This window comes from Secundilactobacillus silagei JCM 19001 (genome assembly GCF_002217945.1).
GTDB lineage: Bacteria > Bacillota > Bacilli > Lactobacillales > Lactobacillaceae > Secundilactobacillus > Secundilactobacillus silagei.
Window position 1 is genome coordinate 25,957 of sequence record NZ_BCMG01000009.1, and the last position, 25,646, is coordinate 51,602.

Annotated in this window: 23 protein-coding genes; 21 read left to right on the forward strand and 2 right to left on the reverse strand. The window is 46.3% G+C overall.

Going from position 1 to position 25,646, the window contains the following annotated elements:
- The first annotated feature begins 354 nt into the window (after positions 1-354).
- Positions 355-972, forward strand: coding sequence for a sugar O-acetyltransferase (locus CES79_RS08710; protein ID WP_089136937.1), 618 nt, complete (start codon positions 355-357; stop codon positions 970-972).
- Positions 973-1,058: 86 nt separating this feature from the next.
- On the opposite strand, the gene CES79_RS08715 is transcribed toward CES79_RS08710, so the two are convergent.
- Positions 1,059-2,597 carry a multicopper oxidase family protein gene (locus CES79_RS08715; protein ID WP_089136938.1) on the reverse strand — a complete coding sequence of 513 codons (1,539 nt, stop codon included), beginning with the start codon at positions 2,595-2,597 and terminating at the stop codon, positions 1,059-1,061.
- 120 nt (positions 2,598-2,717) lie between these two features.
- Between CES79_RS08715 and CES79_RS13025 the strand changes: the two genes are divergently transcribed.
- Positions 2,718-2,879: a hypothetical protein gene (locus tag CES79_RS13025; protein WP_089136939.1), complete on the forward strand. Its 162-nt coding sequence runs from the start codon at positions 2,718-2,720 to the stop codon at positions 2,877-2,879.
- An 83-nt stretch (positions 2,880-2,962) separates the two neighbouring features.
- On the opposite strand, the gene CES79_RS08725 is transcribed toward CES79_RS13025, so the two are convergent.
- The gene (locus CES79_RS08725; protein ID WP_089136940.1) at positions 2,963-3,673 is read right to left on the reverse strand and encodes an HAD family hydrolase; all 711 of its coding nucleotides are present in this window, start codon (positions 3,671-3,673) and stop codon (positions 2,963-2,965) included.
- 236 nt (positions 3,674-3,909) lie between these two features.
- Between CES79_RS08725 and rpsB the strand changes: the two genes are divergently transcribed.
- The 19 genes from rpsB (at position 3,910) to hrcA (ending at position 25,640) form a co-directional block, all read left to right on the forward strand.
- Positions 3,910-4,668, forward strand: a complete 759-nt coding sequence (gene rpsB / locus CES79_RS08730; RefSeq protein ID WP_089136941.1) for a 30S ribosomal protein S2 — start codon at positions 3,910-3,912, stop codon at positions 4,666-4,668.
- A 136-nt stretch (positions 4,669-4,804) separates the two neighbouring features.
- Positions 4,805-5,686 carry a translation elongation factor Ts gene (gene tsf, locus CES79_RS08735; RefSeq protein WP_054655462.1) on the forward strand — a complete coding sequence of 294 codons (882 nt, stop codon included), beginning with the start codon at positions 4,805-4,807 and terminating at the stop codon, positions 5,684-5,686.
- A gap of 457 nt (positions 5,687-6,143) precedes the next feature.
- Positions 6,144-6,866 carry a UMP kinase gene (pyrH, locus tag CES79_RS08740; protein WP_054655460.1) on the forward strand — a complete coding sequence of 241 codons (723 nt, stop codon included), beginning with the start codon at positions 6,144-6,146 and terminating at the stop codon, positions 6,864-6,866.
- 2 nt (positions 6,867-6,868) lie between these two features.
- On the forward strand, positions 6,869-7,426 hold the full coding sequence (gene frr / locus CES79_RS08745; protein ID WP_089136942.1) for a ribosome recycling factor: 558 nt from the start codon (positions 6,869-6,871) through the stop codon (positions 7,424-7,426).
- A 24-nt stretch (positions 7,427-7,450) separates the two neighbouring features.
- Positions 7,451-7,861, forward strand: coding sequence for a hypothetical protein (locus CES79_RS08750; protein ID WP_089136943.1), 411 nt, complete (start codon positions 7,451-7,453; stop codon positions 7,859-7,861).
- 105 nt (positions 7,862-7,966) lie between these two features.
- Complete coding sequence (uppS, locus tag CES79_RS08755) at positions 7,967-8,740, forward strand: undecaprenyl pyrophosphate synthase (RefSeq protein WP_054655458.1); 774 nt, start codon at positions 7,967-7,969, stop codon at positions 8,738-8,740.
- A 23-nt stretch (positions 8,741-8,763) separates the two neighbouring features.
- Entirely contained in the window at positions 8,764-9,552 is a 789-nt protein-coding gene (locus CES79_RS08760; RefSeq protein ID WP_089136944.1) for a phosphatidate cytidylyltransferase, read from the forward strand.
- A 40-nt stretch (positions 9,553-9,592) separates the two neighbouring features.
- Positions 9,593-10,867 carry an RIP metalloprotease RseP gene (gene rseP, locus CES79_RS08765; protein WP_089136945.1) on the forward strand — a complete coding sequence of 425 codons (1,275 nt, stop codon included), beginning with the start codon at positions 9,593-9,595 and terminating at the stop codon, positions 10,865-10,867.
- Between the two features lie 37 nt (positions 10,868-10,904).
- Positions 10,905-12,647 carry a proline--tRNA ligase gene (locus tag CES79_RS08770; protein ID WP_089136946.1) on the forward strand — a complete coding sequence of 581 codons (1,743 nt, stop codon included), beginning with the start codon at positions 10,905-10,907 and terminating at the stop codon, positions 12,645-12,647.
- Positions 12,648-12,756: 109 nt separating this feature from the next.
- Entirely contained in the window at positions 12,757-17,085 is a 4,329-nt protein-coding gene (locus CES79_RS08775) for a PolC-type DNA polymerase III (protein ID WP_089136947.1), read from the forward strand.
- A 149-nt stretch (positions 17,086-17,234) separates the two neighbouring features.
- Complete coding sequence (gene rimP / locus CES79_RS08780) at positions 17,235-17,708, forward strand: ribosome maturation factor RimP (RefSeq protein WP_089136948.1); 474 nt, start codon at positions 17,235-17,237, stop codon at positions 17,706-17,708.
- A gap of 22 nt (positions 17,709-17,730) precedes the next feature.
- Positions 17,731-18,978, forward strand: coding sequence for a transcription termination factor NusA (gene nusA / locus CES79_RS08785; protein ID WP_089136949.1), 1,248 nt, complete (start codon positions 17,731-17,733; stop codon positions 18,976-18,978).
- Positions 18,979-18,992: 14 nt separating this feature from the next.
- Positions 18,993-19,295, forward strand: a complete 303-nt coding sequence (gene rnpM / locus CES79_RS08790; protein ID WP_089136950.1) for an RNase P modulator RnpM — start codon at positions 18,993-18,995, stop codon at positions 19,293-19,295.
- Entirely contained in the window at positions 19,228-19,596 is a 369-nt protein-coding gene (locus CES79_RS08795) for a L7Ae/L30e/S12e/Gadd45 family ribosomal protein (RefSeq protein WP_225362371.1), read from the forward strand. The genes rnpM and CES79_RS08795 overlap by 68 nt, the downstream gene beginning before the upstream one ends.
- Positions 19,597-19,600: 4 nt before the next feature.
- Complete coding sequence (infB, locus tag CES79_RS08800; RefSeq protein WP_089136951.1) at positions 19,601-22,111, forward strand: translation initiation factor IF-2; 2,511 nt, start codon at positions 19,601-19,603, stop codon at positions 22,109-22,111.
- 22 nt (positions 22,112-22,133) lie between these two features.
- Positions 22,134-22,493 carry a 30S ribosome-binding factor RbfA gene (rbfA, locus tag CES79_RS08805; protein WP_054655454.1) on the forward strand — a complete coding sequence of 120 codons (360 nt, stop codon included), beginning with the start codon at positions 22,134-22,136 and terminating at the stop codon, positions 22,491-22,493.
- Between the two features lie 115 nt (positions 22,494-22,608).
- On the forward strand, positions 22,609-23,508 hold the full coding sequence (gene truB / locus CES79_RS08810) for a tRNA pseudouridine(55) synthase TruB (protein WP_089136952.1): 900 nt from the start codon (positions 22,609-22,611) through the stop codon (positions 23,506-23,508).
- Positions 23,509-23,525: 17 nt separating this feature from the next.
- A complete protein-coding gene (ribF, locus tag CES79_RS08815; RefSeq protein ID WP_054655452.1) occupies positions 23,526-24,491 on the forward strand; it encodes a riboflavin biosynthesis protein RibF in 966 nt (321 codons plus the stop codon).
- 105 nt (positions 24,492-24,596) lie between these two features.
- Entirely contained in the window at positions 24,597-25,640 is a 1,044-nt protein-coding gene (gene hrcA, locus CES79_RS08820; RefSeq protein ID WP_054655450.1) for a heat-inducible transcriptional repressor HrcA, read from the forward strand.
- Positions 25,641-25,646: the final 6 nt, after the last annotated feature.

A 25,646-nucleotide genomic window follows, 5' to 3' on the forward strand; every position in this document is an offset into this window, starting at 1 on the left:
TTTGGGTAAGCGCCTGTTGTGTGCAGGTCGTTGCCTTTCTGAAGCCCGATTAGGCTAGATAACAGTGGCGAGCACCCCGAACTTGGGTTTTGGGTAAGCGCCTGTTGTGTGCAGGTCGTTGCCTTCTTGAAGCCCGATTAGGCTAGGTAGCAGTGGCGAGCACCCCGAACTTGGGTTTTGGTGGGAGCTTGTTATGTGCAGGTCGTTGCCTTCTTGAAGCCCGATTAGGCTAGATAACAGTGGAGCACCCCGAACTTGAACTTGGGTTGGAGTTGAACCGCAACGTTTTAAATTGACAAATGAAACCGCTTTAAAATTTGTTATAATTAACATAACGTTGTGAGGAGGAAAAATATGACAGAAGATATGCAAAATATGCACAATGGTAATCTTTATTTACCAGAGGATAAGGCAATTTTAAAGCGGCAGGAAGCGGCTCAGGAACTGCTATATGACTATAACCAAACGCGGCCTGGCGAACACGAAAAGCGGCAGCAACTGCTCAAAAAAATGTTTGCTAAGATTGGTGACGATTGTTACCTTGAGCCACCATTTAACTCTAATTGGGGTGGCAGTCACGTTTACTTTGGTGACCATATTTATGCCAATTATAATTTTACGGCGGTTGATGATACTTATATTTACGTTGGTGATTACACGATGTTTGGTCCCAACGTGACCTTAGCTTCTGCCGCCCACCCAGTGTTACCGGAACTGCGGGAAAAGGCCTATCAGTATAATCTACCCATTAAAATTGGCCGTAACTGCTGGTTTGGGGCTGGCGTCATTGTTTTGCCCGGCATCACCATTGGCGATAACAGTGTGATCGGCGCAGGCAGTATCGTGACCAAAGACGTCCCGGCTAACGTGGTCGCAGTGGGAAATCCGTGCCATATTTTGCGCAAAATTACGGCTAAGGATCACAAGTATTACACCCATAATCGTGAAATTGACTGGTCAAAGATCAACTGATTCAAAAATGTAAAAAGCCCTCGATTGTTAAAAATCGAGAGCTTTTTACTATCTATACGATGCGATTTTAGTGAAACAGTGGCTGACTACATTTTCATTCCCATCTTGCGGTAAGAATCCATGCCGGCCATCCAGAGATCTTTGGGATCAATGCCCCGTTCTTTGGCGAAGGCGTTCATTAGCGTATCCATATCCATGAGCTTGTATTTTGGCATCGGTTTATCCGGATAGTAGGTTTGAATCTGGGCCATCATGCCGCCATCTTCATGTTCAATAATGTGGCAGTGATACATGTAAACACCGGGCAGATCGAAGCGAACGAGGATCCGGACAGTTTCACCCGGATTGACGCCAACGGTATCCTTGAACCCGTGTTCATTGGGATACGGTGCCTGACCGTTCCGGGAAATGACTAAAAATTCAGTTCCGTGAACGTGGAACGGGTGAACCATGCCGGATTCAGGCGAATTAGCATTGGTAATATCCCAGTATTGGGCTTGACCCACGGGTTGGGTGGCATCGATGCGCTGCATACTGAATTTCTTGTTGTCCATCATGACGCTTTCGTCCATCCCGCTCATCACGATCTTACGGATTGGTGTTTTAGGATCAACTTTGGGTTTATCAATGGTCAATAGGTGATCTGGTAAAGCGGTGTTGTCGGGTGCAAATTGATGAATTCTGAATTTCACGATTGGGGTATCGTCGGTGAACAACGTGACGGTCTGGCCATCATGGTAGCCAGCAAAATCAACCACGATCTCTGCACGTTCAGCACAGGTGAGCATCAAATGATCGAGGTAGACCGGTTCAGGCAAGAGGCTTGAATCGCCGCCAACTTGGGCGAATTTAAGGTCGTCTGAAAAATGCAGGCGCCATTCGCGGCGGTTAGCGCCATCCAAAATCCGCAGCCGGATCTTTTGCGTAGTCACGTCAAAGACTGGGTTGACAGTGCCGTTGATCATGGCAGTTGGACCCTGAACACCATCTGGATCGTAGTCAGCGTGGTAGTCCAGTTGATTATTTTCGTGGAAGCGCCGGTCTTGAAGAACCAGTGGAATATCGTCCACACCGTAGTTATGTGGCAACGGCAAACTGTTAATGTGGTCGTCTTTGACCAGCACTAGGGTTGCCAGTCCGTGCCAGACCTGTTCAGCGGTCGATGGACACGGATGGGCGTGCAGCCAAGTTGTTGCGGCGGGTTGATCTAAAGTGAAATCAATGTGTTTAGTTTCACCTGGATAGACGGGGGCATGACAGCCGCCATCAACGTATGGGCCGGAAACAATTAGGCCGTGCCAGTGGAAAGTGGTGAGTTCTGACAGGTGGTTTTCCAAAGCAACGTGAATGTGTTTACCAACGGGATAGACAATTGTCTGACCCAGAATGGTGGCATTGTAGCCCCAGGTCTTGGTTTTTTGACCCGGCAAAATTTGGGTTTCACCGGCTTGAGCCGTTACGGTGTACCAGATATCAGTATCGGTTTCTTTATCGGGTTTTAGTAAGGCTGGAATTGCCAGCGGCTTTTCAGGCGCATCAGCGACTTCAAGCGGTACGTAACCCCCGTCATGAGTGTTAAATGCAGGTTCGTCAAAAAAATAGTTATGATAGATTTCTTTACTCATACTACTGTTCTCCTCTCATGTTCACCTCTATTATACCGCGATTATGCAAAAACATGATATTTTTAAGGAACACCTAAATAATTTGTATTATAATATAACAGTAGAAAGAGGGAAGATAAGATGAGTTTGATGTCTAAGGGCTTTTTATGGCTATTACTGGGTTTAAATATCATCTTAATTGGTTTTTTGATCAGTATGAATAATATGGCTGCCATGTGGATGATGGCCATCATTATGTTATTGGATTCAATTGGATCGCTGTTTGCGGTTTATCGAAGATAAGTGGGGTTAAAAAAGCAGCTCACAAAATCAGTTAAGATTTTGTGAGCTGCTTTGAATGTCCGGCCAAACGTAAATTGTCAGGACTAGTAATTCGTGACGTTCATGGCTTGCAGCAGTTCGGCCAGTTCAGCGGATGACTCAACCGTTTGATCGGGAATCAGCTCTGATTTTGGCATATCTAAATGCCGGTGGTTAAACCAAAAGGCGTGCCAGCCAGCTTGCTTAGCACCAACCATGTCCTTTTCAAAATTATCACCGATATAAACGACTTCGTTAGCTTGTAAATTCATTAGCCGGTTAAAGTGGGTGAAAATCCTTGGATCCGGTTTTCGTAAGCCAACCTCATCAGAGATCACAACGTTTTCTTTTTTGATCCAGCGCTGCAGATCAAGATGGGAGACTTTTTCGGACTGAGTAGAACTTTCACCATTGGTGATCACACCTAACTCATAGTGATTTTTCAAAAGTGGCAATTGGGCCTGAATATCTGAAAATAAAGTAATCTTTTTTGCCTCTGCATGGTAACGATCACAAAAGGCGAGCCAAACTGAATTGGCTAAAGTTGGCAGTTCATGCTGTGACAACACGTCATTAAGACGGTCGAAAACATGGTTCATTGTCAATGTTTCTAGGTTTGCGACTCGATCATTCATGTGCTTGAAGACCTTGAACAGGTCCGTCAGCACGTGACCGGAAACCGCTGGGTCGTTCCAGACTGAAAGTAATGCTTGCCGGAACGGTCGTTGTTGATCATAGAGCGTATCATCAAGATCAAAAACGATGGCTTTGAGCATAATCGGTTCCTCCTCGAAGTTCTGCGAAGTGTAGTGTAACACGAATGTAACATTTATTTCAAATATTTTTTATTTAAAAGGCGGCTAAGGGTTGCTATGAACGCATAAAACGAGTATACTAATTTTCGGCTGATTGCCACAATTCACACTCTGAGTAATATACTAAGCAGTGCTCGGAAGAGTTCTTAGTATAAATGACCTCAGGGGAGGAAAAAAACTTTGATGGAGGCTATTTCATGGCTGTTATTACAATGAAACAATTACTTGAAGCAGGTGTCCACTTTGGTCACCAAACTCGTCGCTGGAACCCTAAAATGAAGGATTATATCTTCACTGAACGTAACGGGATCTACATTATTGACTTACAAAAGACGGTTAAGTTGATCGACGTTGCCTACAACTTCGTTAAGGACGAAGCATCTAAGGGTGCTGTCGTACTTTTCGTTGGTACTAAGAAGCAAGCCCAAGATTCTATTGAAGAAGAAGCTACTCGCGCTGGTCAATTTTACGTTAACCACCGTTGGTTGGGTGGAACTTTGACCAACTGGAACACCATTCAAACCCGTATCAAGCGTTTGAAGGATCTTAAGAAGATGGCAACCGATGGTACTTTTGATCGTCTGCCAAAGAAGGAAGTTTCTTTACTGAAGAAGTCAACTGACAAGTTGGAACGGTTCTTAGGCGGTATCGAAGATATGCCTAAGATTCCTGACGTTATGTTTGTTGTTGACCCTCGTAAGGAACAAATCGCCGTTAAGGAAGCTCAAAAGCTGAACATCCCAATCGTTGCTATGGTTGATACTAACACCGACCCAGACGATATCGACGTTATCATTCCTTCTAACGATGATGCTATTCGTGCCGTTCGCTTGATCACAAGCAAGATGGCCGATGCCGTTATCGAAGGCCGTCAAGGTGAAGACGAAGCTGCTCAAGCAGATGCTGACAAAGATGCTGCTGACAGCAAAGACGCTTCAGAAAACGCTGCTAAATAGTTTATAACATTTGTTAAAAACCATCAGTGCTTAGGCTGGCTTGAAAATGTGGACCCGCGAGGCCTGATTATTTTCAGGCCAGCCTTTTGTGTTGGTGTGATGCGACTCATTTTTAATTCATTAAGGAGGCCATAACATGGCAAAAATTACTGCAAAAATGGTTAAGGAACTTCGTGACAAGACTAGCGTTGGGATGATGGACGCTAAGAAAGCCCTCGTTGCTACTGATGGCGACACAGATAAGGCCGTTGATTTCCTGCGTGAAAAGGGGATCGCTAAAGCCGAAAAGAAGAGCAGCAACGTGGCTGCTAACGGTTTAGCTGACATCGTTGAAAACGGCAACGTGGCTGCCATTACCGAAATTAACTCTGAAACTGATTTCGTGGCTTCTAACGACCGGTTCAAGAACTTGGTTAAGACCATCACTGATCTGATTGCTGCTAACAAGCCAGCTGATATGGATGCTGCTTTAGCATTGAAGAACGATGCTGGTCAAACCATCAACGAAATGATCATCGAACAGACTCAAGTGACTTCAGAACACACGTCACTTCGTCGTTTCCAAGTTGTTGAAAAGAACGACAACGAAGTCTTTGGTGCTTACCTCCATAACGGTGGCCAAATTGCTTCTTTAGTTGTTCTTGAAGGTGCTGATGCTAGCGTTGCTAAGAACGTTGCTATGCACGTTGCAGCCGTTAACCCAGAATTTGTTTCTCGTGACGACATTCCTGCAACTCGTTTGGATCACGAACGCGAAGTCTTGAAGAAGGAAGCCTTAAACGAAGGCAAGCCTGAAAAGATCGTTGAAAAGATGGTTGAAGGCCGTCTGCGTAAATTCTTGTCAGAGATCAGTCTTGCTGACCAAGAATTTGTCATGGATTCTGACCAAACCGTTAGCCAATACGTTGCTTCAAAGGGCGGCAAGCTGAAGAGCTTCGTCCGTTACGAAGTTGGTGAAGGTATCGAAGTTGAAAAGAAGAACTTCGAAGATGAAGTTAACGACCAAATCAACGGCTAAACTGACTTTTAAAAAAGGTGTACGTGCGACGTACACCTTTTTTTATGCAATTTAACCGGGTTACGACTGTTGGTCGATACTGGTTTATGATAGAATTACACAAGGAAACTAAAAAGAAAAATTGTGATAACGGTATTTTGCACTGCAGGCTAGAAAACAGAAAGAAGGAAAACTGCTACTGATTTGAACCTAGCCAAAATCCAGCCGAAAGTGCAACGCATTTCATTAATATTTTATTCATTAAAATGGTGATTGGGATGCTGTCTTAATATGAGAAATACTGAAAACTTTGTCTTAGCCGACTAAACAATAGGCTGCAAAGGGATGTACCGGCGGCTAGCCGGGAATTAACGCTTGTGGACTATCAGATTAACCGTCGTAGTGAGTTTAAACTAGCCGGGATAGGTTGAAGCAAGAATCATCAATAACTGTATCAGTTATTAGTAGCAGACACACGATGTCGGATTTAAAGTATAAACGCGTTGTTTTAAAGCTGAGTGGTGAAGCCTTAGCCGGTGATCAAGGCTTTGGAATCCATCCACCAGTCATTAAAACAGTTGCCAAGGAAATTAAAGAAGTTTTTGATTTAGGCCTTCAAATTGGGATCGTCGTTGGTGGCGGTAACATGTGGCGCGGTGAATCAGGTGCTCAGATGGGCATGGAACGCGCACAGGCCGACTATATTGGAATGCTGGCGACCATTATGAACGGTCTTGCTTTGCAAGATAATCTTGAATCGATCGGTGTTCCAACTCGGGTTCAGACCTCGATTGAAATGCGTGCCATTGCCGAACCCTATATTCGGCGCAAGGCAATTCGGCATTTAGAAAAAGACCGGGTCGTTATCTTTGCCGGCGGTACTGGCAGTCCGTATTTTTCAACCGATACCACAGCTGCTTTACGGGCAGCTGAAATCAGTGCTGACGCGATCTTAATGGCTAAGAACGGTGTCGACGGCGTTTATTCAGCTGATCCAAACGTTGATCCAAACGCGGTTAAATTCGATCACCTGACCCATATGGATATCATCAATAAGGGGCTGCACGTGATGGATTCAACCGCCAGCACCTTGTCGATGGATAACAATATTCCATTGGTCGTATTTAACTTGAATCATCCTGGAAACATTAAGAAGGTTGTCCTTGGTGAAAACATCGGGACAACGGTAAGGGGGAAATAGGTATGGCAAACCCAATTATTGACGAAGCAAAAGTGAAGATGCAAAAGGCAGAAAAGGCGTTAAACCGGGAGTTCGGTACGATTCGTGCCGGCCGTGCAAATGCCAGTCTGTTAAGTCGGGTAACGGTTCAGTATTATGGTGTTGAGACACCTATCAATCAGGTGGCTGCAATTACCGTGCCAGAACCACGGGTCATCTTAGTTACCCCATTTGACAAGTCTGCTTTGGAAGACGTACAAAAGGGCATTATGGAATCAGATCTAGGGATTACCCCAGCTAACGACGGTTCCGCACTGCGGTTGGTTGTTCCTCAACTGACTGAAGAACGCCGTAAGGAATTGGCTAAACAAGTCAAGGCCGTTGCTGAAGAGGGTAAGGTGGCTGTTCGTAACGTCCGGCGTGAAGCCATGGACGCCTTGAAAAAGGGTCATAAGAACGGTGATTTCACTGATGATCAAATTCATGATCTGGAAAAACAAGTTCAAAAAGAAACTGACGCTGCGGTTAAACAAATTGATAAGCAGACGGATGATAAAGAACAAGAAATTATTACTGGCTAGTCATTGAACGAAAGGAACTTATACATGGCAAATGACGATGAAACAGTTGAAATCACGCCCGGCACACCACAGTTTGCCAAAATGGTTTTTAAACTGAACGATGCTGTCACCGACGAAAACTTAGCGGTTTTGAATTATAACGGTAATGAGCTGACTCAAATTCAAGATGGTGTTTACGCACAACCCGCTTTTGTGAATGACAAGTTCAATCTTTTCTTTGTGATCACGCAGCTGATTGAAGAAGATTGGATCATTGCCTTTTCAAAAGCCACGATTGAAAACGATTCTGAAATTACGGATCTGAGCGAACCAATTCCAACCGGCGAAGGGTTGAACAAACTTGGTGAAGTTAGCCCAGATGATGCTAATAATTTGCTGCAGTATTTTAATACGTTATCTGATGCTAACCGTGGTGAATGGCGTTTACTTCAGTAGCTTATTTAAATTCTGTTAAATAATCGCTTAAAGCAGAGTTGGGATAGTCGACAACTCTGTTTTTTGGTATGATTAGACTTTGAAAGCTAATTTGGAGGTGCCATCTTGTTTTCTTGGCTTAATAATAATCAATCAGGGGAACCTGAAAAAATAGAATTAGATCCGAATAACATTCCAGCGCACGTGGCCATTATTATGGATGGCAACGGCCGCTGGGCCCAAAAGCGGCATTTACCACGAGTTGCCGGCCATAAACAGGGGATGGAGACCGTTAAGACCATCACGAAAGCAGCCAGTGATCTGGGCATTAAAGTGCTGACGCTCTATGCGTTTTCAACTGAAAATTGGAAGCGGCCAACCGATGAAGTGAATTATCTGATGAAGTTGCCCGTCGATTTCTTTGATACCTTCGTGCCGGAATTGATTAGTAATAATGTTCGGGTCAACGTTATGGGCTATACGGATCAATTACCAAAAAAGACTCAAAAGGCGGTTGCGGATGCGATCGAAGATACTAAGAATTGCGATGGCATGGTCTTGAACTTTGCTTTAAACTACGGCAGCCGTGCGGAAATTACGACTGCGGTGCAAGAAATCGCGCAATCGGTGCAGCAGGGTCAATTGAAGCCGGAAGAGATTACGGCAGACATGATCAGTTCACACCTGATGACGGCATCATTGGGGCAGTATCAAGACCCAGACGTGGTCATCAGAACGTCAGGTGAGGAGCGAATCTCTAACTTCTTGCTGTGGCAGATTGCTTATTCAGAATTTGTTTTCATGGCGCCGCACTGGCCGGAATTTACTGCCGACCTATTAGCACAAGCCATTTATGAGTATCAACATCGCAAACGTCGCTTTGGCGGGTTAACGAAATAACTGAGGTAAAAAGGAGTTTATAAATGAGACAACGGGTCATTACGGCGGTGATCGCCTTAATTATCTTCATTCCAATTATTATTGCTGGGGGCGTTTGGGTCGATATTGCGGCTAGCGTGCTTGGTTTGATTGCACTTTCAGAGATTTTAGTGATGAGAAAAAAGCTGGTTATTTCATGGGAGGCCGTTTTATCAGGGCTGACTTTGTTACTGATCATCCTGCCAGATTTCTGGCACGATATTTTGCCAGGACACTTGAATTTAACCTTCGTGATTTACGGGTTCATCGTGTTACTTTTGATGTACACCGTTTTTTCCAAGAATCGGTTTTCGTTCGATGATGCAGCGGTGTTAACCATTGGTGCCATTTATATTGGCATGGGGTTTCACTACTTCATCGTGGCCGATGCAACGAGTTTATCAACCATTTTCTTTGCGCTCTTTACCGTTTGGATCACGGATAGCGGTGCTTACATGATCGGCCGTAAACTCGGCCGGCATAAATTGGCGCCGCACATCAGTCCCAATAAAACGTGGGAAGGGTCAATTGGCGGTACCATAGTGGCCACCATTATTGTGGCAATCTACGTTTATTTCTATCCCCAAGGCGACTATAGTTGGCTAGTAACGGTATTGTTCACAATTGTACTGTCAATTATCGGTCAAATTGGTGACCTAGTGGAATCGGCATTAAAACGCTATTACGGGGTCAAAGATTCTGGCAAGATCTTACCAGGTCACGGCGGTATTTTAGACCGCTTTGACAGTCTCTTATTAGTATTGCCAGCCTTACATTTGCTGGGCTTTATGTAAACATTAGCAAATCGAGTTTATTACGAAAGGATCGACGTCTGTGATTACAACCATTATTACTTTCATCATCGTGTTCGGCCTGATTGTTTTTATTCACGAGTTTGGTCATTTTTACTTTGCCAAACGGGCGGGGATCCTCGTGCGTGAATTTTCAATCGGGATGGGTCCCAAGCTGTTTAATTACCGGACGACCGATACCACCTACACGATTCGGTTACTGCCAGTTGGTGGCTACGTTCGAATGGCGGGCGCTGAAGATGATGAAGATGAGTTAAAACCGGGGACACCTGTCAGCCTGTACGTGGGTGATAATGATCAGGTGACCCGGATCAATACGAGTAAAAAATCCACGTTGTTTAACGGTATCCCCATGGCAGTCACAGCTACCGATCTGGAAGATGAACTCTGGATCGAGGGCTATGAAAACGGCGATGAGAGCACAGTTAAACGATACAATGTTGCCCACAACGCGACGATCATCGAAACTGATGGCACGGAAGTCAGGATTGCTCCGCGTGATGTTCAGTTTCAATCAGCCAGTTTAGGCCATCGTTTGATGACCAACTTTGCTGGTCCCATGAATAACTTTTTCTTAGCGATCATCGTTTATACGATTCTGACGTTTGTCGCTGGTGGTGTGACCAACAACAGTAACCGGGTCAGCCCAACCACGTCAGACGTGACGGTGGCCCGTTCTGCCGGGGTTAAAAACGGCGATTACATTACCGCTGTCAATGGTAAAAAGGTTAACGACTGGAATCAAATTGCCATCCAGATTCAGGATCGCGCCCATAAGCAGACCACTTTTAAGGTTAAACGCGGCAGTCAGTCCAAGACCATTCAGATGGTACCGGCAGCTACCAAGGTCAACAACAAGACGATCGGTGCGATTGGGATTACCCAGTATCGCAATCACGATGTTGGCGCCATGCTGGTCTCCGGTTTTACGCAGACTTGGCAGATGACCGTCCGGCTGTTAGCAGCCATTTGGACGATGATCTCAGGGCACTTTAGTCTGAATGATCTAGGCGGTCCAGTGGCGATCTTTGCCACGACTTCTACGGCGGCCTCCGAAGGGATACTGGGAATTTTAAGTTTTCTAGCGTTCTTGTCGCTTAATTTAGGAATTGTGAACTTATTGCCAATTCCAGCACTTGATGGTGGTAAAATATTAATTAACGTGATTGAGGGTATTCGACGCAAACCGCTCTCAGAAAACGTTGAAACAGCGATTACCCTAGTAGGGGTAGCCTTCTTAGTTGTTTTGATGTTGCTGGTGACGTGGAATGACATCGAACGCTATTTCATTAAATAAAACCAATATAAACGGTTAAAAAGGAGTTCAATTGAGTATGAAACAGTCAAAATTGCTGATTCCAACATTGAAAGAGGTACCCAGTGGTGCGGAGGCTTTAAGTCATCAGATGATGCTTAGAGCCGGCTACATTCGCCAGGTGACTGCAGGGATGTATGCTTATTTACCTCTGGCATTTCAAGTCCTGAGCAATATTGAAAAGATCGTTCGGGAGGAAATGGCCAAGATCGATGCTGTTGAAATGGTGGTCCCAACTGTTTTACCAGCGCAACTCTGGAAGGATTCAGGTCGGTATGATACATACGGCCCAACCTTGTTTAAGTTCAAGAACCGGCACGACACGGACTTTATCTTAGGCCCAACTCATGAAGAAACGTTTACCACGTTGATTCGTGACAGTATTAAATCATATAAGAAATTACCATTGACCTTATATCAAATCCAAGCTAAGTACCGTGACGAAGAACGTCCCCGTTACGGTTTGTTACGTGGTCGGGAATTCATCATGAAGGATGCCTACTCATTTTCAACTAATTACGATGATCTGGATAAGGTCTATCGTCAAATGGAAGGTGCTTATCGACGCATCTTTGACCGGATCGGCCTAAATTACCGGACGATCATTGGTGATGCCGGTGCCATGGGCGGGAAAGATTCCAAGGAATTTTCCGCCATTGCACCAATCGGTGAAGACACCATTGTTTATGTCGATGAATCAGATTACGCGGCTAACCTGGAAATGGCCACTAACCTGTACACCCCAAAGAAGTCCCATGCAGCGCAACAGGACCTCGAAAAGGTGGCAACTGGTGATGCCAAGACCATTGATGACGTGGCTAAAAAGCTCGATGTCAGTCCCGATAATCTGATCAAGAGCATGCTGTACATTGCTGACGACAAGCCCGTTTTGGCCTTGCTGCGCGGTGATGATGAACTGAATGAAGTAAAACTCAAGAACTTCTTGCACGCTGACTTCTTCGCACCAGCTACCAATGATGATGCTGAAAAGTATTTGGGCGCTTCATTTGGTGCCCTGGGTCCCGTGGGCGTTGGCGAAGACGTAACCATTGTGGCTGACCGCTACGTTCAAGACATGGTCAATGCCGTCGTGGGTGCCGATGAAGATGGCTTCCATTACAAGAACGCTAACGTTGAACGTGATTTCCGGGTCGATCAATTTACCGATATCCGGACCGTTAAGGAAGGCGATATTTCGCCTGATGGCGCCGGCAAGCTGAAGTTTACCCGCGGTATTGAAATTGCGCATATCTTCAAGCTGGGTACCCGTTATTCAGAAGCCCTCAATGCCAAAGTTCTCGATGAAAACGGCCGTTCAGTGCCAGTGATCATGGGGTCTTATGGGATCGGTGTGAGCCGGTTATTGTCAGCCATTACTGAACAGCAGGCTGACGAACATGGGTTGGTATGGCCACGCGCCATTGCACCGTATGACCTGCACGTGATTCCTGTGAACATGAAGAATGATACACAGGTTGACCTGGCTAACCAATTAACGGACAGTCTAACGGATGCTGGTTATAGTGTTCTGATCGATGACCGTAAGGAACGGGCCGGTGTTAAATTCGCCGATTCTGACCTGATTGGGTTACCGATCCGCATTACGGTGGGTAAAAAAGCCAGTGACGGCATCGTGGAAGTTAAGATCCGTAAAACTGGTGAAACCGTTGAAGTTAAGGCTGATGAAGTCGAAAATACGGTGGCTATTCTGTTAAAAGAAACGGATGTTAAACCAGAAGATTCAGATACGACGAACGATTAAAAATTTGTGTGGGACGGGCTCGAGAAATCAAAACAATTTTTGTTTTGTCTCGGGTCCGTTTTTACGTTAAAATAACGGCACTAAACAAAAATAAAGGGGGCAGTTTGGTGTGGCCTTAGATCATCAGGCATTATTCGAAAAATTATTACAGCAACTCCAATTATCAGATTTGGCTGACCAGCCATTCTTTAAGGGGGCGGCACTGGAAAAGCTGACGGTTCATGAAAAGTCCAAACGCTGGCATTTTAACTTTAACTTACCAACGATCTTACCCTACGAAGCGTTTACGACGTTTTCGGGGCAGCTTGAAAAGGCCTTTCAATCAATCGCTAAGGTGGACTTTGAGATTCATACTGATCAGGCCGACTTGGATAACCGGCTGATCGGGGACTATTGGAACTGGGTCGTGCAGCATAGTGGGGTCACCTCACCGTTGCTGCAGGAGCTTTGCCGCGATCAAGTCCCCAAGGTTCAAGACGACCGGGTGATCTTCATGGCTGAAAATGAAGTGGTGAAGAACTTCTTGGTAGGCCAAGCATTAGGACCGATTGAAAATCAGTATGAGGCCGTGGGTTTTCCCAAATTTGCGATTCATACGATGGTTGATGAATCAGCTTCACAGGCTAAGATTCAGGAATTTAAACAGCAAAAGGCCCAGTCGGATGCGCAGCTGGCTCAAAAAGCCGTGGCTGCCATTAAGGTGGCTAACGAAAAGCGGGAAAAGCAGGGGGTTGCACCGGCTAGTGGTCCAACTGTGATTGGCCGCAAGATCAAGGCTGATGATGAGCCCGTTCAGCTTTCAACCATTGAAGATGAAGAAAAATCAGTCACGGTTCAAGGTTACGTCTTCAATAAAGAAGTTCGTGATCTGCGTTCCGGCCGAAAATTGATGATTCTGGAGATCACCGATTATTCGTCTTCGATCGCGGTGAAGAAATTCTCCCGTGATGAAAGCGATGAAGCCCAGTTTGAAGGCTTAAACGAGGGTGACTGGATCAAAGTTCGTGGCAGCGTTCAGGAAGATAATTTCATGCGTGACCTAGTGTTAAACGCCTATGACATTAACCAAGTCACGGTGCCAGCCCGTCAGGATAAAGCTCCTGAGGGTGAGAAACGTGTTGAACTCCACCTGCACACGAATATGAGTACCATGGACGCGACCAACTCGATTTCTGACTTTGTTAAGACGGCTAAACGGTGGGGTCATAAAGCAATCGCGATTACCGACCACGCTGGGGTACAAGGCTTTCCAGAAGCGTACCGGTCGGCCTCGAAAAGCGACATCAAGATGATCTACGGGGTGGAAGCTAACCTGGTAGATGATGGCGTGCCAATCGGGTATAACAATGAACACCGGGCACTTGAAGGCGCAACCTACGTGGTCTTCGATACTGAAACTACCGGATTGTCGGCCATCTATGATCGGGTGATCGAACTCTCCGCGGTGAAAATGCAGGGTAAAGAAGTCATTGATCAGTTCGAAGAATTTATTGACCCTGGATTCCATCTGTCGGATCAAACCACGAATTTGACCAGTATTACTGACGATATGGTGCACGGATCAAAGTCGGAAAAAGAAGTCTTTGAACTCTTCCGAAAATTTTACGGCGATGCGATTATCGTTGGTCATAACGTCACGTTTGATATTGCCTTTATGAATGCCGGCTATCAGCGCTATGACCTGCCAGAAATTACTAATCCGATCATTGATACGTTAACGCTGGCACGATTCTTGTATCCCAACATGAAGGGGTACCGGTTGAACACGTTGGCCAAGAAGTTCCACGTGTCTCTGGAACACCATCACCGGGCGATCTACGATGCGGAATCCACTGGTCATTTGAACTATATTTTCTTAAAGGATGCAGAAGACCGCTATCACATCCAATACCACGACCAGTTAAACGATCACATGAGTGAAAACGATGCGTATAAACACGCGCGACCGTCTCACGCCATTGTTTTGGCGCAGACTCAGGCTGGTTTGAAGAACATGTTTAAGCTTGTTTCCATGTCTAACGTGGATTACTTCTACCGGGTACCGCGGATGCCAAGAAGCCAGATTGAGAAACTGCGTGATGGTCTGCTGATTGGCTCCGCCTGCAGTTCTGGTGAAGTCTTTACCGCGATGATGCAAAAGGGCTATGCCGAGGCCCGTGATAAAGCCAAGTTTTACGATTACCTTGAAGTTCAGCCCTTGGCCGCTTACAAGCCATTGATCGATTCCGGGCTGATTCAGAACCGCAAAAACCTCGAAGATATTTTAACGAACATGGTCAAACTGGGTGAAGAATTAGGTAAACCAGTGTGTGTCACCGGTGATGCCCATTATCTCAATCCAGAAGACGCCATTTACCGGAAGATCTTGATCAATTCACAAGGTGGGGCTAACCCACTGAACCGGCAAGAACTACCCGATGCACATTTTCGCACCACTGATGAACTGTTAGACGATTACAGTTTCTTAGGCGAAGAGAAAGCCAAAGAGATCGTGGTGACGAATACCAACGCCATCGCTGATGAGATTGATGACGTTCACCCGCTGAAAGATAAGCTGTACACGCCACGGATGGAAGGCGCGGAAGACGAAATTCGGGAACGGACGATGAACACGGCACACGCCTTTTATGGTGATCCGCTGCCAGAACTCGTTCAGCACCGGCTTGACCGGGAACTGAAGAGTATCATCGGTAACGGGTTCGCCGTGATTTATCTGATTGCCCAACGGCTGGTAGCCAAAAGTAACAAGGACGGCTACTTAGTTGGTTCCCGTGGTTCAGTGGGGTCCAGTCTGGTGGCGACCATGACTGGGATCACTGAAGTTAACCCGTTGCCACCGCATTACCGCTGCCCCAACTGTCAGTACTCGAAGTTTTATACCAAGGGTGAATACAGTTCCGGGTATGATCTACCGGAAAAGAAGTGTCCTAAATGCGGCACCTTGATGATCGGCGACGGCCACAACATTCCGTTTGAAACCTTCTTAGGGTTCACTGGAAATAAGGTGCCTGATATTGATCTGAACTTCTCGGGGGATTATCAGCCAATCGCCCATAACTACACGAAGGTCTTGTTCGGTGAAAAGAACGTTTACCGGGCTGGGACGATCGGTACGGTGGCTGATAAGACGGCTTACGGCTACGTGAAGGCGTATGAACGGGATAAGGAAAAGCACTTCCGCAACGCTGAAATCGACCGGTTAGCCAAGGGTGCTACCGGGGTCAAGCGGACCACTGGACAACATCCGGCCGGGATCATCGTTGTGCCGGATTACATGGACATCTATGATTTCACACCGATCCAATACCCAGCCGATGATCAAAATGCGGCTTGGCAAACGACCCACTTTGATTTCCATTCGATCCATGACAATATTTTAAAAATTGATATTTTAGGTCATGATGATCCCACCATGATCCGGACCCTGCAAGATTTAAGCGGAATCGATCCCAAGTCGATTCCAATGGATGATCCGGGCGTCATGGCACTGTTTTCCGGTACCGATTCACTGCACGTCACTCCGGAACAGATCCAGTCCAAGACGGGGACGCTGGGCGTGCCTGAATTTGGGACTCGGTTTGTCCGGGGCATGCTGGAAGAAACCCACCCGAAAAACTATTCAGAACTGCTACAAATTTCCGGGCTGTCTCACGGGACTGACGTGTGGTTAGGTAACGCGGAAGAACTGATCAAAAACGGCACTGCCACAATTGCCAACGTCATTGGGTGCCGTGATAACATCATGACCGACTTGATCAACTGGGGGATGGATTCTGAAACGTCCTTCCAAGTGATGGAGTCGGTTCGTCACGGTCGTGGAATTCCCGATGAATGGCAGCAAAAGATGCGCGAATCTGAAGTTCCGGACTGGTACATTGATTCCTGTCTGAAGATCAAGTACATGTTCCCACGGGCCCACGCGGCGGCTTACATTTTGATGGCGCTGCGGGTGGCTTACTTTAAGGTGTACTTCCCACTGGTCTACTACGCAGCTTACTTCTCAGTGCGTGCGGATGACTTTGACGTCGTGGCCATGGCCCGCGGCAAGGAGTCCGTTAAGGCCAAGATGAAAGAGATCAACGATGAGGGCATGGACGCTTCTACCAAGGACAAGAACCTGCTCACCGTGATGGAGTTAGCCAACGAAATGCTGGAACGAGGCTTTAAATTCAAGATGATCGACATTGAAAAATCGGCTGCCAGTGAGTGGCTGATCGATGGCGACACCTTGATTGCACCGTTCAATTCGGCACCTGGCTTAGGGCTGAACGTGGCTAAGCAGATTGTGGCCGCCCGTGAAGATAAACCGTTCCTATCAAAGGAAGATCTGGCTAAACGCGGGAAAGTTTCCAAGACGCTGATCGAATTCATGACCGATAATGGTGTTTTGGACGGATTACCAGATGAAAACCAACTGAGTCTGTTTGATATGATGTAGTCAAAACAAGGCCAAGTGGGCATAGCAGCGCGCTTTTGGTTTGCTATTATGCTAAGCTTGTGCTATCATACAACTTGTAGATATTTCGGAAAGGAGTGAGCAGCGATGCTCGCTCTTTTTATTGGAAAAATGGTATTGGAGGTAAAAGATTGGAGAACGTCGTAGACATTGTTTCGGCTCTGGCGGAACCGATTGTAGAGACGCATCATTTTGAACTGGTGGACGTGGAATTTGTTCACGAAGGCAAAAGCTGGTACTTACGGCTCTACATCGACAAACCGGGTGGCATTACGATCGATGAATGTGCATTAGTGAGTGATGAGTTAAGTGAAAAACTGGATGATATCGATCCCGATCCAATTCCCCAAGCGTATTTCTTGGAGGTATCCTCTCCGGGTGCTGAACGGCCGCTGAAAAAAGAAGCTGACTATGAACGGGCGGTCGATCATTACGTTCACGTTTCGCTTTATCAGAAAATGAACGGCGAAAAAGCATTTGAAGGAACACTGACCGCTGTTAATGCCGATGAATTAGGCTTAAAGATCAACCTAAAAGGCCGAATGAAAAACCTGGTCATTCCAAGAAAAAACGTTGCCAAAGCAAGATTAGCAATTAAGTTTTAACAGCTAAAGGAGACTATACGTAATGAGTAAAGAACTAGTAGGTGCCCTTGACACACTGGAAAAAGAAAAGGGTATCAAAAAAGAAATTGTGATCGATGCACTTGAAGCGGCATTGACCTCTGCTTACAAGCGGAATTACGGTCAAGCGCAAAACGTTGAAGTGGACTTCGACCAAAAGAAGGGCGACGTTCATGTTTACGCGGTTAAGAAAGTCGTTGATCAAGTGTATGACTCCCGGTTGGAAGTGAGTCTAGACGATGCACTGCAAGTCAGCCGCGGTTATGAATTAGGCGATGATATCAAGTTTGAAGTAACGCCCAAAAACTTCGGCCGCATTGCTGCTCAGACTGCTAAGCAGGTCATCATGCAGCGGGTTCACGAAGCCGAACGGTCACTGGTCTTTGACCAGTACAGCCAGTATGAAAACGAAATTATTACTGGTGAAGTTGAACGTCAGGATAACCGTTTTGTTTACGTTAATCTAGGTGACGTGGAAGCCGTTATGAGCCGTCAAGACCAGATGCCTAACGAAACTTACCGGATGCACGATCGAATCAAAGTGTACGTGACGCGTGTTGAAAATGCCGCTAAGGGACCGCAAGTGTTCGTTAGCCGAACGGATTCAGGACTGCTGAAGCGGTTATTTGAAGAAGAAATTCCGGAAATCTACGATGGTACCGTAGAGATCATGTCGATTGCCCGTGAAGCGGGTGACCGGGCTAAAGTTGCGGTACGTTCAAATAACCCCGATGTTGACCCAGTGGGAACCAGTGTTGGCCCCCGTGGACAACGGGTTCAAGCTATCGTTTCAGAACTTGATGGCGAGAACATGGACATTGTCGAATGGACGGATGACGAAGCGAAGTTCATTGCTAACGCCTTGAACCCAGCTGAAGTGATCGACGTGGTCTTTGATGAGAACAACGAACGGGCATGTACCGTGATCGTGCCGGACTATCAATTATCATTGGCCATTGGTAAGCGGGGTCAAAATGCCCGTTTAGCAGCCAAGCTGACCGGCTATAAGATCGATATTAAGTCTGAAACTGAAGCTGAGACGATTTTTAAGGATAAGGACCAGCCTGCTGATAGTGATGATACTGATAGCGATGATACCGACAGCACCGAGACGGATGCTGAAGCACCGCAAGCAGACCAATCAACTGAACCGGCTACTGACGAAACTGCGACTGACGCAGCCGATAACACAGTTGCGTCAGAACCTGAAGATACCCCGGATGATTCTGAGGATGATGGGACTGAAGACTAAGGAGGTCAGCGTACATGAAGAAACGTAAGGTACCAATGAGAAAAGACATTGTGACCGGTGAAATGGCGCCGAAAAAAGACTTGGTCCGAATCGTCCGTGACAAGGATAATAACGTGTCCGTTGATCCAACGGGAAAGAAATCAGGTCGTGGGGCCTACATTTCATTAGACGTTGCGATTGCTAAACGGGCGCAAAAGGAACGGACTTTTGATCAAGTCTTTGAGACCAAAGTCGATGCGAAATTTTACGATGACCTGGTGGACTACGTGGACCATCAGCAAGCGCGTCGCAAACTTTTTGAAGATGGAAAAGCCTAACCGCTTTTTACAGCTTTTAGGACTCGTTCGCCGGGCTAATCAGTTAGTCACGGGTGAGGGATTTGTCTTAAAAGCGATTCGCAGCCAGAGCATTTCAGTGGTGATACTTGCCAGTGATGCCGGCCCCAGCAGCATGAAAAAGTTAAGTGATAAGGCCACGTTTTACCACGTTGACTTAATTACCGCGTTTACAAGGGAACAGCTTAGCCAAGCGACTGGTATGAACCGGTCAGCTTACGGCGTAAAAGATCCTGGATTTGCTAGGAAGTTAATTGAACTAGTTAATACCAAAGGAGAGTGAAGATATGGGAAAAAAGCGAATTTACGAATTAGCTAAAGAACTCAACGTCTCAAGTAAAGCCATTCTCGACAAAGCTCAAGAAAAAGGTTTTGACGTTAAAAATCATATGTCATCATTAGGAAGCAACGAGGAACGACAATTGCGAGAAAACTTCTCTAATAAAAATAAAACAACAACTAATAAGCATCAATCAAGTCAGGCTAAGCCAGCACACGCAGCACAGTCGGCTAAACCGGCCCAAAACCGTGACCATCATCAAACCACTAGCAACAATAACCAAGCCACGCACAGTCACAGCGGTCAGGCTAACAATACTGGTGCACATAATCGGACACAGTCCAGCAATGGCAACCGCTCAAACGGGCAAAACCATTCAACGAACAGCCGCAACCAGTCGACCAACCACAGCAATAACCAATCGGCTAACCGCAGTCAGTCCAATAACCGCAACCAATCAACGAACCACAGTCAATCAGCTAATCATGGCCAGTCCAACAATAACCGGTCACAATCAAGCAACAGCAACCGCAGTCAATCTAACAACCACTCTAACGGTAATGGCAGCAACAATAACCGCGGTGGCGGTCGTTTTGGTGGCAGCTTAAACAGCGGTAACGGCCGTAATAGCCGAAACAACCGTAATAACCGCAACAACAATCGTCGTCGTAACAACAATAACAAGAAGTACAAGCGCAACCAGCGGATCAAAGAAACGAATCATCCAAAGGGCGCACCAGAACGTAAGAATAAGGCGCTGCCAGAAACTTTGATCTATCAAGTGGGGATGAACTCTCAAGAAATTGGGAAGCTTCTTCACCGTGAACCAGCTGAAATCGTGAAGAAGTTATTCATGTTAGGCGTTATGGTTAACCAAAACCAGTCATTGGACAAGGATACCATTGAAGTTTTGGCTTCAGAATACGGGATCGATGCTAAGGAAAAGGTCGAAGTTGATGTTGCTGATATTGACAAGACCTTTAAAGAAGAATCGAATAATACCGATCATCTTGAAACCCGGCCACCAGTTGTGACTATCATGGGTCACGTTGACCATGGTAAGACAACGCTGCTGGACCACTTACGTCATTCTCACATTACTGCCGGTGAAGCTGGTGGAATCACGCAAGCTATCGGTGCTTATCAAGTGAAGCACCAAGGTAAGACCATTACCTTCCTGGATACCCCAGGACACGCGGCCTTTACTGAAATGCGGGCGCGTGGTGCTGACATTACCGATATTACGGTCTTAGTCGTTGCTGCCGATGATGGGGTTATGCCGCAAACCATTGAAGCTATCAACCATGCTAAAGCCGCTAAGACACCAATCATTGTGGCGGTCAACAAGATCGATAAGCCAGGTGCAAATCCAAACCACGTCATGGAACAATTGACTGAATACGGTCTGATTCCAGAAGATTGGGGCGGTGAAACGATCTTCGTTCAGATTTCAGCTAAGTTCGGTAAGAACATTGATGAATTGCTGAACATGATCTTACTGCAAGCTGAAGTGATGGAATTGAAGGCTAACCCACAGCAACACGCTGCTGGTTCAGTCATCGAAGCCAAGTTGGATCCCGGCAAGGGCTCTGTAGCCACGCTCTTGATTCAACAAGGTACCATGCACGTTGGTGATCCAATCGTGGTTGGGAATACCTTTGGTAAAGTTCGGACCATGGAAAATGAAAATGGTAAAGCCATTAAAAAGGCCTTACCATCCACACCAGTTGAAATTACTGGTTTAAGTGATGTGCCAGAAGCCGGGGATCGTTTCGTTGTCTTTGACGATGAAAAGACCGCTCGTGCAGCTGGTGAAGAACGGGCTAAGAATGCCTTAATGGAAGAACGTCGCTCGAAGAATACGGTCACCTTGGATAACCTCTTTGATACCATGAAAGAGGGAGAAATGAAGGAAATCGACCTGATCATCAAAGCTGACGTTCAAGGTTCTGTTCAAGCATTAGCTAATAGTCTGAACAAGATCGAAGTTGAAGGTGTACGGGTCAACATCATCCATACTGCCGTTGGTGCGATCAACGAAAGTGATGTGACGTTGGCTGAAGCAAGTAACGCCATCATCATTGGGTTCAACGTACGGCCAACACCACAGGCCAAAGCCCAAGCTGACTCTGACAACGTGGATATTCGCTTGCACCGGGTTATCTATAACGCCATCGATGAAATCGAACACGCGATGAAGGGTAAACTTGAACCAACCTATAAAGAAGAAGTCATTGGTGAAATTGAAGTTCGTGAGATCTTCAAGGCTTCTAAGATTGGGACGATTGCCGGTGGTATGGTGACTGACGGTCACATTACCAGTGACAGCGATGTCCGTTTGATCCGTGACTCAGTGGTCGTTTATGAAGGTAAATTAGGTAGTTTGAAACGGTTTAAAGATGACGTTAAAGACGTTAAACAGGGCCATGAATTAGGCTTGACCATTGAGAATTACAACGACATTAAAGTCGGTGACGTTGTTGAAGCTTACATTATGAAGGAAGTTCCAATAGAATAAAGAGCTAACGAGGTGTTAGAATATGGCACATTATCGTCTAGGACGGCTAGAACAAGAAATTCAGCGAGAAGTTAACGATATCTTACTGAAACGGGTTCGCGATCCGCGAGTACAGGGCATCACCGTGACTGGTGTTGTTGCCACTGGTGATTATCAGCAGGCGACGATTTATTACAGTATCTTGTCTGATAAGGCTTCTGATGGTGAAAAAGCTGCTCAGGGATTAACTAAAGCCACTGGATTGATCCGTAGTGAATTAGGTTCCCGCTTGAATATTTTCAAGGTGCCGGAACTGACATTTGAACGTGATGAATCCGTCCAATATGGGAGTCACATCGATGAATTGCTCAATAAGCTTCACCGTGACGACGCTAATCGGTAATTGAAAAAAGTCGCCTGCAGAAAGTTCTGCGGACGACTTTTTTCGTGTCGTTATCACGTACTCACGTGATATAATGGCAAAGTTAGACAGTTTATACGAAATGGAGTGGTCATATATGGATGGCATTATTCCACTATATAAAGAACGGGGCATGACAAGTCATGACTGCGTGAATCACGTACGTAAAATTATTCATATGAAAAAAGTTGGCCATTCAGGGACGTTAGATCCCAATGTGGATGGGGTGCTGCCGATTTGTGTAGGCAGTGCCACTAAGGTCGTCGATTATTTGATGACCCATAAAAAAGTTTATCGTGGCAGTGTGACGTTAGGTTTTGCCACCGAAACAGAGGATTTAGACGGGGCGGAAATTAAGCGTGTGACCATGGCTAAACCGGTGGCTGATGCACAGATCGATGCCGTTATGGCCGGCATGGTCGGTGAATTGGACCAGGTACCGCCCATGTATTCGGCCGTTAAGGTGAACGGCCGAAAACTGTACGACTATGCGCGAGCGGGTGAACCGGTCAAACGACCTGTTCGAACAATCACGATTTTGGACTTTAAACGGACCAGTGACAGTCAGTTTGACGCGAAGGCCGGCACCCAGCGCTTTGATTTTGAAGTGGCCTGCACTAAGGGGACGTATGTCCGGACGTTAGCCGTTCAAATTGGGACTGACCTGGGTCTGCCAGCCGTAATGTCATCGTTGACCCGAGTTGAGAGTGGCGGTTTTAAGATCGATGAAACGATTTCGTTAGACACGCTACGAGAACAGATAGCTAATGGTACAGCGGATTTTCTGTATCCCATCGACCGGGTATTGACCCAGTATCCCACCATTGAGATTTCCGATGAGATCTGGTCCGTTGTGCAGCATGGTGTTTGGCTGCTGCCGGATGAAGTCGATACGGATGCACCAATCATTTCACTCAAGTATCAAGGGCAGATCAAGTGTCTATATCAACGGGTGGAAAACCGGTATAAACCATTAAAAATGTTTAGTATTAAGTAGAAAGTTGGGACAATAATATGCGAGTCATTCAGATTCATCATCCATTAACAGCGGCCAAAGTTATTGATCGACCGGTGGTTTTGGCGATGGGCTTCTTTGATGGGGTGCATCGCGGCCATCAGGCAGTGATCAACCGAGCTCGCACCATTGCGGATGAACGCGGGTTAGCGCTCGCCGTTTTGACCTATGATCATCATCCGGCGCTGGTTTATCAAAAATTGACCCCGGAACGCAACCGTTATTTAACGGTTAATGCACGCAAAATGGCGCTTTTTGAACAGCTGGGCGTAGACATTGTGTATCAAGTCAACTTTGCCAGCCAGTTTGCGGCTCAGACACCGCAAGAATTTGTCGATCATTACCTGATTGGCCTGCACGCTGCGGTAGTGGTTGCGGGTTATGACCATACCTACGGACCAAAAGATGTGGCGACGATGGACAAATTGCCAAAATATGCCCAGAATCGCTTTGAAATCGTGGTCGTTGGTGAAAAGGAGCTGCAGTCGAAAAAAATCGGTTCATCGCGAATTCGCCACAATTTGGACCAGGGTGATCTTAAGACGGTCAATGACCTGTTAGGCTACCGGTATCAAACTACGGGGACCGTCATGCACGGTGAGGCCAGAGGACGCACGCTGGGTTTTCCAACTGCTAATGTCAGCCATGATGCGCAGTATTGGCTACCAGGAATCGGCGTTTACGTGACCCGGGTCAAAGTGAACGGCAAATGGTATCAGGCGATGACGTCGATCGGCCGTAACGTGACCTTTGGCGAAGGGCGTCCGGTGACCGTTGAAGCTTATCTATTAGATTTTAAGCAAGCCATTTACGGTGAAATTGTGACCGTTGAGTGGGATTACCGACTACGCGGCGAAATTAAGTTTGACTCAGTTGCGGGATTGATTCAGCAGTTAAATCAGGATGCTCAGGATACCAAAGCTTATTTTGAGGCGCATCCGATCACCAAATTAGCACTCGAATGAATTAATTGCTAAAAATGTTAGCTGAATACTTGACTTAAAAAACAGTGTTTGATACATTATATATGTGTCTTAGCACTTGTACTATGGGAGTGCTAAAAAGAGGTGATGATCACGTTAACGGACAGACAGAATATGATTTTAAAAGCAATTGTTCGTGATTATACGAGCAGTGGCGTTCCTGTGGGTTCGAAGGCGCTAGCAGCACAGTTACCGATGCACGTGAGCTCGGCGACGGTGCGTAACGAGATGGCCGCTCTAGAAGAGCTGGGTTTGATTGCGAAGACCCATTCTTCTTCCGGCCGGATCCCTTCCGTGAAGGGCTATCGTTATTACGTGGATCATTTGGTTCAGCCGGATCCAATCAAAGCCAACGACATTGATATCATTAAGTCTTCACTTGAAGGTCAATTTCTTAAAATTGACGAAATTATTGAAACATCGGCGAAAATTTTATCGAATTTAACGTCATATACCGCCTTTTCACTTAAACCGGAGCATAAGCAAAGCCGGTTAAGCGGTTTTCGGTTAGTGCCATTGGGTAAGCGGCAAGTGATGGCCGTACTGGTGACGGATAACGGCGATGTTGAATCACAAACGTTCAATATCACGTCTAAGATCACTGGTGACCAGCTTGAAGCGGTGGTGCGCCTGATTAACGACCAGTTAGTCGGCAAACCGCTAGACGAGGTGTTAACCGCACTGAAGTCGGATATCCCCATGCAGGTTGCCCATTATTTGCAGCAGCCTGAAGGGTTCCTCAAGATCTTTGGCGACGTGCTGACCAAGGCCGCTCAGGAGCGGTTCTACGTTGGCGGCCGTCTGAATCTGCTGAACTTTTCTGACAGTAATGACGTGGATGAATTAAAGTCGTTGTATACCTTAATGGATCACAGTGATGATATGGCCGACGTTTTAGGCCAGCCCACTGATCACATTCAGGTGAAGATCGGCAGTGAAATGACCAACGATATCTTAAAGGATTACAGTTTGATCACTGCCACCTATGATGCGGGGAATCATGGTACCGGCGTCATTGCTCTTTTAGGGCCGACGCGGATGCCGTACTCGCGGATGATTGGTTTAGTTGGTGCTTTTCGGCAAGAGCTAGCGCAGCGACTCATCGATTATTATCGATATTTTGATCAGTAGTAAAGG